Origin of the sequence: Lentisphaera profundi, assembly GCF_028728065.1 — a bacterium.
GTDB classification, from domain to species: domain Bacteria; phylum Verrucomicrobiota; class Lentisphaeria; order Lentisphaerales; family Lentisphaeraceae; genus Lentisphaera; species Lentisphaera profundi.
The window spans coordinates 1,496,121-1,509,325 of the sequence record NZ_CP117811.1 but is presented as its reverse complement, the minus strand read 5'-3'; the positions used below and the strand labels follow the sequence as shown (position 1 = coordinate 1,509,325).

The 13,205-nt window shown below is 45.5% G+C and carries 5 protein-coding genes; all 5 read left to right on the top strand.

Going from position 1 to position 13,205, the window contains the following annotated elements; all coding sequences use genetic code 11:
- The 5 genes from PQO03_RS05945 (at position 1) to PQO03_RS05925 (ending at position 13,175) form a co-directional block, all read left to right on the top strand.
- Positions 1-1,905, top strand: a complete 1,905-nt coding sequence (locus PQO03_RS05945; protein ID WP_274148660.1) for a sulfatase-like hydrolase/transferase — start codon at positions 1-3, stop codon at positions 1,903-1,905.
- A 410-nt stretch (positions 1,906-2,315) separates the two neighbouring features.
- Entirely contained in the window at positions 2,316-7,007 is a 4,692-nt protein-coding gene (locus tag PQO03_RS05940) for a chitobiase/beta-hexosaminidase C-terminal domain-containing protein (protein WP_274148658.1), read from the top strand.
- A gap of 82 nt (positions 7,008-7,089) precedes the next feature.
- The gene (locus PQO03_RS05935; protein WP_274148656.1) at positions 7,090-11,145 is read left to right on the top strand and encodes a LamG domain-containing protein; all 4,056 of its coding nucleotides are present in this window, start codon (positions 7,090-7,092) and stop codon (positions 11,143-11,145) included.
- Between the two features lie 118 nt (positions 11,146-11,263).
- Complete coding sequence (locus PQO03_RS05930; RefSeq protein ID WP_274148654.1) at positions 11,264-11,455, top strand: hypothetical protein; 192 nt, start codon at positions 11,264-11,266, stop codon at positions 11,453-11,455.
- A gap of 355 nt (positions 11,456-11,810) precedes the next feature.
- Positions 11,811-13,175, top strand: a complete 1,365-nt coding sequence (locus tag PQO03_RS05925; protein ID WP_274148652.1) for an alpha/beta hydrolase — start codon at positions 11,811-11,813, stop codon at positions 13,173-13,175.
- Positions 13,176-13,205: the final 30 nt, after the last annotated feature.

The window sequence follows — 13,205 nt, the reverse complement described above, 5'->3', positions numbered from 1 at the left end:
ATGAAATTGCACAAGCTCATCATCCTTCTTAGCTTATCATTCAATTCTATGGCTCTACAAAAGCCTAATATCCTGTGGATTGTCAGCGAAGATAATAGTGCCAACTGGTTAGGAGTTTACGGCAACAAAAATGCCACAACCCCCAATTTAGATAAACTTGCCGGCGAGGGCTTTACCTATACTCAATGTTATTCAAATGCGGCGGTATGTGCCCCTTCACGCTCTACATGGATTACAGGCATTCATGCGGTTGCTATGGGAACTCAGCCCATGCGTAGCCACTACCCTATCCCACACGATCAAATCAGCTATTTCCCCGATCACTTGAAAAAAAATGGCTATTACGTCTCCAATCACTTCAAAACAGATTACAATATTGGCGGACGCGACGATTTTGATTGCTGGGATAATGACAAAAATGATTCCCAAAAGATCTATGGGTGGAAGAAGGCTCCAAAAGGTAAAGCTTTCTTTTGCCAAATAAATATTCACGATTCCCACGAGAGCCAAGCCTTTGGCTTAATTGATCAAACCCGTCATGACCCCAAACAAATCACTCCCTTCAAATATCACCCAAATACTAAAGTCATGCGCCAGAACTATGCTCGTTATTTAGATAACATTGAGGACATGGATCGCCAGGTTGGAAACATCCTTAAAGAGCTTAAAAAGGATGGCCTGGAGAATAATACCATTGTAATCTATAGTTCTGATCACGGCGGTGTGATGTTCCGCAGCAAACGTTTTATCTATAATTCGGGAACTCACTGCCCGCTCATTTTGCGCATTCCGCCAAAATATAAAGAACTTTGGCCGACTCAAATGCCCGGGAGCGTTATTCACCGCCTGGTAAGTTTTGTGGATATGCCCAAAACCTGGCTCAGCATTAGTCAATCTGCGATTCCCGCAAATTTTCAGGGGCGTATATTTTTAGGCTCAGAAATTGAACCAGAAGCCTCATTTCACTTCTCCTTTCGCGAACGTGCTGATGAACGCATAGATAATGCTAGGATGATTAGAGATAAAGAATTTATTTACATCAAAAACTACCTGCCTTTTGTTCCCACCGGGCAGAACCTGATGTATCCCAATATTATGAAAGCGACTCAGGAATGGCGTGAACAACATCAACAAGGACTTACAGATAGCATTACAGGCCGTATCTTTGGCGCCAAAGATAGTGACGAGCTCTATGACTCCAACAAGGATTACGACAATATTAATAACCTTGCCAAGGACGAACCTTATAGTCAAAAACTTAAAGAGCTCAAGCAAGCCATGCGTGAGTATCAGCTAGAAATCTTTGATTCAGGCTTACTTCCCGAAAGTGAACGTTTGCGTTTAGCGCAAAAATATAAAATGACGATTTATGAACTCATCCGTAAACCGGAGCTTTATAATTTGCCCGCACTGCTAGATGCTGCCGATTTTGCGATCAGCGCAAAAAACTCAGATCAAGTACAGCTCTGTAATATGTTAAACTCCCAAGATCTAGGGATTCGCTATTGGGCGGCTACGGCTTTCTGCCGTTTAAACAACTTAAGTAAGCCATCCATAAGCAAACTTAAACACTGCCTTTCCGACGAGTCTCACGAGGTGCGCATTTTTGCGGCTTACGCGCTCATAAAAAATGGCCATAGCGAAGAAGCCTATCCATGCTTGCGAACCCTCTTTGATCAGAAAAGTTATGCTCGTCTTACTCTACTCAACGCCATAGACTGGCTCAAAATTGGCAAGCAATTTATTGATGAACTCAAAGCAATGGATACAGACTGTCATTATGAACAAGACATGCGCTCACTCATTTTCAAAAACAACGGACTTCCCTATGATTCCAACTGGGCACAAAATAAATACCAGCGTCTCGAAGCCGAAGCAATATCTAAAAGAGATTCAAGACCCTAAGCTACCATGGCGCGCCTATTAATCCGGCGAGGAGTCACTATTAATCCGGCGACAATATAGAGTAAAAAAGTATTAGCTAATAATGCTGTAAGCATGAATATATTATGAATGCTGTAAGCATGGATTAGGGCTTTGATCCGTTTCTTAAGAACTCAGTTATTCAAGTAAATCTCATTCATTGCCAAAGTAATAGCTAATGACGGAGACAAATAAGTCATTTGACTTTTCTGGACTATAGAATACATAAATATTTCGGGCTACTACTGGAATCTTTTTTGCTGTAGATAAAAAAATAAGTCATTTGACTTTTGTTACTTATAGAATACTATATAGAATACATTAATGTTTCGGGCTACTACTGGAATCTTTTTTGCTGTAGATAAAAAAATAATAAATTAGACTGGAGACTCATGAAACTCATCACCACCATATCTATGCTAAGCCTGATGCTGTCTTCACTTACTTCCTGTTCGGCGGCGCTGGATATTCCACCCGTACAAGGCTTCCCCGATGGGGAATCGGTATTGAATAAAAGGTCTGTGCCCCACCTCCAGCCTGAGCCGCAGTTGGTTTATAAGAATAAGGGTTATCAAATAGATGTCTTGAGTAAGATTCCGGCGGTCGGGATACACCCACGCGTACTAATGAGCCCTGCAGATGTACCTCGCATTCGTGAAAACATCGAAAAGAATGCTTTCAGTAAAATATTTTGGGAGCAATACATTCTGCCAATGGTTATGGACACCAAGAAGGGTGAGATGAAACCTATCTCCAAGGCACGCATTGATGCCGCCGCTCTCTACGCCTTGGTTAAAGATGATGCCGAATACGGCAAAAAAGTGGCTACCGAGTTGGTTAAACAAGCCCAGAAGGTCAGCGAACTTTTTAAAGAAAACGATGCCACCAAACCCTACTGGGATAACTGGTGGATAAGCGGAACCCGAGACAAGGTGAGCAAGGTGGCCCAAGCTTATGACTTTGTTTACAATTTTATGACTGATAAACAACGGAATGCCGTGCGCGCCGTGATCGCCCAGGCCACTGCTGGTCGTTATAATCATGGTATGGAACTGCCTCGTTCGTGGCGCACCTGGAACTGGCCACAGTTTTCACAGAAAATGGTCAACGATGTGTTGGCTATCGAAGGTGAAGAAGGTTACGACCCTCGTACTTTAGAGGTCTGCCGCGAGGCTGTTACGGATTTCCAAACCTATAAGATAGGGCCCAATGGCTGGGACTTTGAATCCACGGGCTACAATGGCCTAGCCTATGGTGGCGGCGGTGTACAATCATTACACGCCATCGCACGCCGAACCTCGCCAAGTCTTCTTACCCACCCACATCTTCAGGCCAAAATCGCGGCACTTGTCGCCCAGCAAGCCACACCCACCGGCACCTGGTATGGTCGCGGTGATTCCGCAGGTGGCCCACCACAACAGGAGTTCACACATCTAATGCGCGCGGCTTATCCCAATGATCAGCGTTGGCAGATTCAATGGGTCAATTCATTCGGTGTGAAATTATTATCAGAAGGCAAAATTAATAAGAAATCCTACCATCTACTGCGCAGTAGCCTTGGTTTACCAATGCTGCTTTTTGCTGTTGATCAAAATATTGATCCAGATGCACTCTGGAATAAAAACAATGGCCCCCTTACATTCGAATCCCCCACTCGTGGTTACATGGCCACCCGCTCGGGTTGGGATGCCAAAAACGATATTCACCTCACCTATGCATCTTATACCAAAATGCGTGATACGGGTCATGACGGCCCCGACGCTGGAACCTTCTCTCTTGCTGGACAAGGTGAAAACTGGACCCGCATAGGTGATAAATATCACAAAGAATCAGCCTGGCGAAATTATATTGCCATTAATGGCGGCGGCATGAAGTACGGAACAGCCCCCGGCCTATGGCTACCCACTGTTGATAAAAAAATGGCCACCAGCGGCCGTAGCGATCAGAGTTACGCCTTTTCTTGGAGGATACAGAATGGCCGTTACAACGTTCTCTACTCACCGATGTTCGAGGAAGACCCCTATAACTATCTCAACACCTGGGCCCGCAACAACGCGCGCAGATTGCGCGGCTCTGAGCCCGATGCCACGCCCTTTTCGCGGGAGTTCTGGAGTATGGCCAGCACCAACTACGGCCTGTGGAACGGTGAAGATCGCCACCCCACCCGTCGTATTGAAAACCTACCCGTTGAGCGAGCTTTTCGCAGCGTGACCATGGTGCGAGGTGATCATCCCTATGTTCTCACCGTCGATGACATTCAAGTTGATGATCAGAAGCAACTCTACACCTGGTTGATGACTTTGACCGGACAGAACGAGGTTGTCTCTAAGACCAAAGACTTGCATAAGGACTTCCCGCAGATCATTCTGCGTCGCGCATCCAAGGATGGAGCCAAATTACAGGAGGGTGAGCCTCTTATCTTAGTCCGGGTCCTGCAGCGTAATTTTGCCGGCTTCCCCACTATCCGCCTCGATATCGATCAAGGTGAGGGCGGAAACAACCAACGCATCGTTGTCCCAAGTATGAGTGTAGCTCCAGATTTTAAGGTCCTGCTCTATCCGCATCGCCATGGTGATCCCTTGCCTATCACCAAATGGAACGCTACTAAGACCAGTCTAAGTGTCGATATAGCTGGTCAGTCTGATCGTATTGATTTTGCATCTGCGTATGTTGACCGCCGTCCTATGGGCGGCCATGGTGAAGAAACCTATTATACGATTACTCGCGATGACTCTACCATAATAACCGTTGGCGGTCCCCCGTCCCTGCCCCGCCCCATAAGCCCGGCGAAAGATTTTATCGACAGCATGGAGGTGGCCTTCGAATCTCCTAACCATGGCCAGCTTATTCATTACACCACTGACGGTAGCGAGCCAAGTTCAAAATCACCTGTTTACAGCGGCCCCATCACCATAGATCGCAGCACCGAGGTGCGCGCGATCACCGTTGCCCCCGAGTGGGCCTTCGGCGATGCTAATAGCGCTAATTATCGGGAACTGGTAAACACCGGTTTCATCGAGAACACAGCGCCAACCTACAAACAGAAGCTTAGCAAAATAGATACTAAGGCTTCGACTCCGCTGAGCATCCGCTATACCAAGGTGCCAGCCGCAGCTCCCGTCGCTACAGCAGATACCGTTTCTTCTGGTATTGAACTGGCCCTCTATGAATTGCCAATCACCATGTGGCGCGGTTCAAAAATAGATCTCAAATCACCCCTGATGCCGAAGGATCTTGATAAGTTGGTCCCCATTTACCGTAGCTATCAGCAGAATTTGATCTTACCACGTATCCCCCAAACCGTCGAGCAGTCTAAGATGTATCAGGGCCTCTACGTGATCAGTGCTTATGTGAATGCACCGGTGGCAGGTACCTATGATTTTCGCATGTTATCCTGTGGCCCAACTAAACTCACGGTTGCAGGCAAGGTTCTAGTCGATATCCCTGGCCCATACCATACCCGCCTAACCGAACGAGAAGGTAGAGTTATTCTTAAAGCGGGTTTGCACCGCTTCGAGGCTATCGCTGCCGACCCAATCTTCTTCACCAGCGCAACTGTTCCAGTGGTAGATTTCGATCTCAAGATGAAGGCGCCAGGTAAAGTTGATTTTGTCAGCCTAGATGAGACTCATCTTTTCCGGGACAAGGACCTAGCCTTCAATATAAGCAGTAATTATGTCGAATTGGGTCAGCCACTTGTTATCGAAAACCAAGGGGATGGAGAGATTCAGGTAAGCCTCGATGGCGGCAAGAGCTATCAGACCTACTTAAAGCCCCTAGTCTTTGATGAGACCATTAATGTCGACCTGAAGGTGCGTCGTGATGCCAATGGCCCCGTTATCGACAAGCCCCTGCATGTGATTGCCAAACTCAAGGCCTTAGAATTCCTGCCAGTACTCAAGGCCGGCATGATTCGGCGTAGCTATCTTCACAATGTTCCGATGGCACTTGGTTTCAGTTCGTCCAACCAGGGCAAACAGATCATTAGCTACCCCACCGATTCGACTGTCGATAATTTCGCCATGCTCAAACAAACAAAGCCTCAAGAGGTGCTGGCGGTTAGCGAGATGATCAACGACAAGGTTGGCGGCATCGTACGTACCTACACCGGTATGTGGCGTGCACCTGAAAACGGTGTCTATGAATTCTCCATGAACTATGAGGGTTGTAGTAAACTCGAAATCGGCGGCCTGCATGTGGCCAGTAACAATAACAAAAATGGTCGCACCGAGGGTAAGGTCATGCTAGAACAAGGTTGGCATGAACTGACGGTAATGTTTGTTGCCGCCAGACCTCAATTGTTCGTTAAGGCTCCACGGGCCACAAAACCCACTCAGCTTCAGGTAAATGATTTTTTCTATGATACCCAACTTGAGCAGAAACCATTTACGGCCGATGTCACCGGTAAGCCAGCATCATTTGCCATGGGTGCTTGGTTAGTATCTGATAAACAGACTAAAGTCGACACCCGCTTGACCAGTGAAATATTCGGAGCCAAAGCATTAGTTGGTGAACGTCCAGGAGCCCATCAGTTCTCAGGTGATAAGAGTATGATATTAGTGCGCGATGCAAAACCAACGAGCAAGAGTTGCACCATAAGTATGTGGATCAAACCCAACGAGCTCAAAGGCATGCAGTGGTTATGGAACCGCCAGAACGTTGGTTGGGTCTATACCCAACGCGGTGGCATTGCCCTCAATCTCAAGAACGACCAGCTTGGTGTACACTATCACGGCCAAAACCGTCAACCAATAACCGTGGGCAAGGTGAAAGCCGATGTGTGGCAACACCTAGCTATGACTATTGACGCTAGACCCGGCAATAAGACTCAGGTCGAGGTCTGGCTTGATGGCCAGCGCATTTACAGCGATCTTTACGGCAAGGGCCTCGATATTCCTGTCACCTACATGGAATTTTTTGGCCAGGTTAACCGGGAAAAAACCGAAACGCTAACCACGGGTGGACTAAATTTTGAAGGGCTTAAAGACCTGTTGGGTAATTGCTATAGCGGCGCTGCCGCCGATGTGCGCTACTTCGACACTGCCCTGCCCGATACAGCTATCAAGGTTCTAGCTGGTAAATAGAGAAATAGAGAAATAGAATACAGATCAACTATAAACAACTATAAAAATGAAAATTTAGGTACAACACCTACAAAGGAGAAACATGAAATTTATTCCCTCTAGCCTATCCATACTTACTTTTATGGCTTTGAACTGTTCAACATTTGCCCAGGCAGAAACAGCCCCGGTAAAACCTATTCTCCACTGGGGCTTTGATTCACCCTTTGAGTTTGGTTCAAAAGAATACGATTCATCGGGCAATAATCAGGACGGTGAAGTCGTTTGGGATAGAATTGGTAGTACGGGTGGTATGCAATGGGCACCCGGTAGAGGTGTGTTTGGCGGTGCGGCCAACATGAAAGAAGGTGTACGTGGTTACATACGAACCCAAGGAAAACTATCACTTCCAACTCAATGGTCTCTCTCCTTATGGATTAAACCCAATGTCAGCAAGGGTCGTATTGATAGCCTTGTGTGTTTTAACTCAGATGGTAAGCGGGTATTAAATGTGAGTGGCCACAATAAAGGAGGGTTTACTCTCTCCCACCTAGTTGGGGATACAAGCCACCTATATCCCTTTGTCTTTCCCACAATGAAAAAAGACCAATGGAATAACGTAGTGGTGGTATGGGGGGCTAAGGAAATAAGCTGTTATTACCAGGGTGAATCCAAAACTCTACCCTTAAAATCAAGCTGGAATCCAGCGGTACAATTATCCATGGAATTTTCTGGGGGGAGTCATCAACATCGATCTTTCGGCTTATTTGATGAGTTACGAATATACGGCAGCGCGCTTTCTGCTGAGAAGGTCAAAGAATTAAGCCAACTAAGCTACTATGCTACTGAGAAGCGAAGTCCCATCGCCGATGGGGGAATGGGGTATACAGCATGGCTAAAAGATGGCAAGGCCGGTTTTACCATGGCTGGTGGGGAAATGTACACAGATCAAGAAAAAGGCTCAACTGCAGGAAAGACAGTTTACCTCTGGGAGGTCGTGAAAAAGCCGGCGGGAGCAAAACCTAGCTTTGCTAATGCGAGTGATCCTCTTACAAGCTTTTCCACCAATAAGGCGGGGGCTTACAAGTTACGCTTAAAGACATCCAATAATTCAGGAAGCGACACCGCCCTGGTTAATGCAGCTATTTTTACTCCGGATAAGGGTCCGAAAACTACAACATTCTACGAGATGCCCGCCGATCGTTTTGACGGGCTTGTGATTGGCTCCCACTCTGAACGAATCGCAAAAATAGCGGGGAAGTCCATTGACCCCATAGCCTACTGGAATTTTGATGCCATGCCTGAGGCAAGTTCTGTCACCATGTCCGAAGCCGCATCCATTGTTCCCGAAGGCAAGCTAGGCAATGGGTTGGCCATCAGGCCAGATAAACACAAAAGCGGGGTTATTGACTTTGGATCCTTCAAAGCCCTCGCGGATGAATTTACCATCTCTTTTTGGGCGACCTCCGAAAGAGATAGTCGTAGGGCGTCTTTCTTTCAAGCGAAGGGTGAGAATGGCAAGCCTTATTGGGCCATGGACAATAGCCATAATACTTCTAAGATCGCCAATCGCAGTAGCTTGATGTTTGGGAGCCTTCGCTATCCCATACAGCTGGAAGGTAACTGGAATCATATTGTGATTAGTTATGGTCCAACCGGTCAGATGCGAAAGCTCTGGGTTAATGGTTGGCTGGCGGGCACCAAAGCCTATGCGCCTCTATCGAATGAAGCGACTGGGGTTCCCCAACTTATTTTTAATATTCCGGGAGATAACTACGCCTTCGAGGGCATTATCGATGAAGTAGCCCTTTATGATAAGATGCTTAATAATGAAGAGGTGCTCCAGATTTATAAGAACGGCGTTCCTTCCTTAACCATGCGCGTGCCGGAGGATCCTTACAGCACCCGTGCCTACCCCAACTCATTTGTAAAGAAATGGTTTCCCGAACCAACTCCTCAATATCAATTGCAGGGCTTTGCAGAAGAGCGCTTTAACGGCGGAGATCTACCCGCCTATAGCCATCCACGACTTAATATGACCCTCGAGGACCTCCCTCGAATTCGAGAGGCCCTTAGTAAAACCCGGCATGGCAACAACAATCGTTCATTTATGTATATATATGCCCGCACTATGTTTGGTCATGAGCTTGAGAACTATAGTCCAAATTCCACATCAAGTGATAAACCGCCAGCGGGTCAAAATCCCTTCCAATTAAAAAATGGAAGCTACCCCCAGCACGATGTTGATTGGGCTGCAACGGCCCGTATTGCCTTGGCCTTAGAGGCCCTATTAACGGCCGATACAGACATGGCCCGTATTCTAATTGACGGGATGTTGGAGTCGGCTACGTTGCAACAACAGCATTTCGATTGGTATATTTCGCGCAAGATTAGTAGTTGGCAAGAAACACAGGGTATTCTCGGGCGGCGCATGACCCCGATTCTCTATGACTACCTCTACAATTTCATGACAACTGAAGAACGGGCGATTATTCGCAAGGTGTTGGCAACCGCTACCGCTGGCTCCTATTCCATAGGCATGTTTACCATGCCTGCCGGGCAATGTAATAGCTCAAATTGGCAACCATGGATTACCGGGGACATGGTGATTACACTTCAATCTATCTACGGGGAGAATGGTTTTGATCCCTCCACCTATAAAGAGGCGGTGCGGGCGGTTGAACTCTGCGCAGAGGTGATGAATGACCCCGAGTCGGGTGTTCATCGCGAAGGTATGGGTAAGAGTAACATAGCCTCTACACAAATGTCGGTCATATCTATGATGCAGCCCAAGGGAAAGAAAATAATCTCCAGTAAGGCAATGTACAATAATATAGCCAAGTTCCGTTTCCACAATACCCTGCCCTGGGATCCAGGTACGGTGATGTATGACCAGAAAAATGGCGGTAATCATCCCTTGCCTATCGCAGCGATAAATGTATTACATTATGCCTATCCGGATGATCCTATTCTCAATTTTATGAAGCACGTCATTGATTCGGGTCCTAAGAAATATATTTCATTGCGGCCGAGAACTTTTTCTCAAGAATCATGGATGATATCTGCGATCTATACCCAAGATTGGAAAGGACCTGCAGATCTGCAGGATCATCTGAAACAAGTAGTGAAAGAAACCGGCGAGCCCCTGGGATATTTTAGTGATGCCCGAGGTCATATGGTCAGTCGTTCGAGTTGGGGAGCCGATGCGCTACAGCTCTACTACGTAGCACGGGTGGTCACCGCGGGACACCAGGCGCCCATTCGGGGTTATTTTCAGGTGAACGGCCTGGGACGGCAATGGCTTACCTTTCGTAGCCGTGCAAATCACCACAGTCGGGCCAACTCTTTAGTAACCGTAGATGGTGAAGGACAGGATAACTCTGCTGTACGTACACTTCACTATAGTGGGGTAGCCAAAGACAAGAATGCTACCTTTGATAGTATGGGTAGTGACCTCACCGCGGCGTATCGTCAGGCAAATAACCCCTGGCCCAACCTTAACTACACGCGATTGAAACCAGATGCACGCCCCTGGTTTAATATGCCCTTTAAGTATCTCGTTAATTGGTATTTTGGCGATCGCCCCCAGCACCAAATTCTCGAACCCAATGAAGTTCCCTTTGACCCAAAGAACTACAGTGGGAAAAAAGAATTTGATTATGCTTACCGCACTGCCAAATTTGCGCGAGGGAAACATCCCTACATCCTTATTCTTGATGATGTCAAAAAGGATGATAAGCAGCGGGAATATGTCTGGAATGGTGCGCTCCCTGATGACTTCAAACAGAATTTGGGAGATCACACGATCACGGCTAATACCGCCATTCTGGTGGACCCCAAAGATCCAAGCCAACGTCTCTTCGTTCATATGTTTGGCAATGAGGGAGAGGGTTCCTTTGTTATAGAGCATTCGCTACCGACACAAGATGTTGATCGTGCGAAGATGGATCTTAATACTAAGAAGATGCCCTATAATCTTAAGTTTAAGAATGCCGCCAAGACCGCGAAATTCAGAACCCTCATCTACGCCCACAAGCAAGGGGATGAACTACCGAAGATAACTGGTGGCAATGGTCGTTACACCATTACTATTGGAGACCAGGTTGATGAATTGCGTCTGGGTAATTCACCAGGAGATAGAAGTGAGCTTAGTCGAAAATAAAATACCATCATAAGTTTTTATCCTTGCAGCCTTATTGGTGGTTATTGCTATCATCTCTATTCTCGCAACCATGCTTTTGCCTAGCCTTAAAAAAGCCAAGGCTGAGCAGGTCGGGAGTATGAGTAATCATAAGCAGCTTGGTCTTGCAGTGGCCATGTATGGGAATGATTTGCGGGGGTATCTCCCGTGGTATAAAGCAGGTGATGCTAATAATGCGAGAGCTCATGCTATGTACTTCACCCTCCCCATCTATGTGAATGGGGGGGTGCGGATGAAACCAATTCCGACAGGGAATATAAAATGGCTATAGCTTTTTACTGATTCAAAAAAAGTATCATAGTTATGGCGTAGTGCCAAGTGTGGATTTTGAAGATATGTGGATTGCATTTGACTTATTGATTTTATAGAATACATTTTATCATACATAGAGGAGTTTTATCAAAATGAACTATTTTTTGCTTTTACTTATTCCATTCAGCCTAATTTGTCACCTTTCCAGAGGAAATGCTTTCTCCAGTGAATCAGGTTTACCAATACAAAGTTGAACTCTCGGTCGTTTGGCCATAGAATTATTACTTCGTGACATTAACGGAGAACTTGAAGAGAAAGAATACCATAAAGTTCAATCTGAACTCATTATAAGAAACAGTAGTAAAAGGTAAAGCATGAAAATAATTTCACTTCTAATTATGTTTGGAACAGTATTACAAGCTAATGATTTACGCTATTTTGCGGAACATGATAAACGCGAAATTAAAAGTGAAATCATTGATTCACAACATCAATTACGCTTAATTTCCAGCTTGCCTGACAATTGGCAAGAATCTGACAAACGGTCCGCATTTGTATTTATTCATGGTGGTGGTTGGCTAGCGGGAGAACCAGAAAATTTCATCCCCCACATGCGCTATTTTTCATCTAGGGGTGCAGTCTGTTTCAGCATCAATTACCGCTTGCTAAAGACAAAAAATTACCGTTGGAATAAAAAATTAAGTGATGAAGAAAATAAAATTAATGAGCAGAAAAAGCTCCAAGAATTTATTGCTGGTCCCTCATTAACTGAGCTAATTTCCGATTGTGAAAAGGCCATGCTTCATATTCGCAAAAACGCCAGTTCTTATGGAATTGACCCCAAAGGTCTCATTGTCATTGGCGATTCGGCCGGAGGTCACCTAGCTTCATGTATGGCTACAATTGTCAAACCAGAAGCTCGAGCCAATGCACTTGTTGATTGCAATGGCATTACTGACTTAACTTATGAACCCTGGATCAGTAATGTAAAACCCTGTAATGATCCGATTAGCAAGGCTAAACAAGCTTCTCCCGTCTTCAACATCCCGACGCAGCCCATACCCGCTCTCATTCTTCACGGCGACCAAGACTTTATTGTTGTTGAAAAAATGGCAAGAGAATTCCATAATGCCTTGTATAGCAAAGGATATTCGTCAGAATTCAAACTCTATAAAGGAGCTCGTCACGCCTTTATCGTGTACAACTACAGTGCAACTTTAGAAGAAACGACTCAATGCCTTTTAGATATTGATGCATTTGCGGTAAAACACAATTTTTTAAAGGGTCCTGCGACTATAAAGATGCCAAATTATTCTAACTCTGATAAAAGAATTATTTTAGAATCAAAACAAGTAAAAGCAGGACAGGAGTTTACACAAGTGGCTGACTTTCCTGGGCAATTTACCTTAAGCCTAAAAATTAAACCCGAAAAGAAATTTAATGGTAGTCTCTTGCAACTCGCAGGTAGCTTTGGGCTTAATCACAACGTACATAATAATGGGCACGACTTATCCAGCTGCCGATTCCGTCAAAGAAACAATGATTTTAAGCTCATTGCAGAGCAATGGAATGACTACCAATTAGCCGTTTTTAAAGATAAAGTTGTCATTACTTTGAACGGCCAAACATTAGAATATGAAAAAAATCTTCCCCTAGGATTCATTTCAAACACAGTGATTATTGGCAAAGGCTTAAAAGCCGAGATCAAAGATCTGAAATTCTATAATTCCCCCTTCTAATCAATCTGAGATTTTAAGAAAAAAAAATAA

Coding starts and splice junctions, on each gene's coding strand:
- PQO03_RS05945 (WP_274148660.1), top strand. CDS start 1: ATGAAATTGCACAAGCTCATCATCCTTCTTAGCTTATCATTCAATTCT.
- PQO03_RS05935 (WP_274148656.1), top strand. CDS start 7,090: ATGAAATTTATTCCCTCTAGCCTATCCATACTTACTTTTATGGCTTTG.
- PQO03_RS05940 (WP_274148658.1), top strand. CDS start 2,316: ATGAAACTCATCACCACCATATCTATGCTAAGCCTGATGCTGTCTTCA.
- PQO03_RS05925 (WP_274148652.1), top strand. CDS start 11,811: ATGAAAATAATTTCACTTCTAATTATGTTTGGAACAGTATTACAAGCT.
- PQO03_RS05930 (WP_274148654.1), top strand. CDS start 11,264: ATGAGTAATCATAAGCAGCTTGGTCTTGCAGTGGCCATGTATGGGAAT.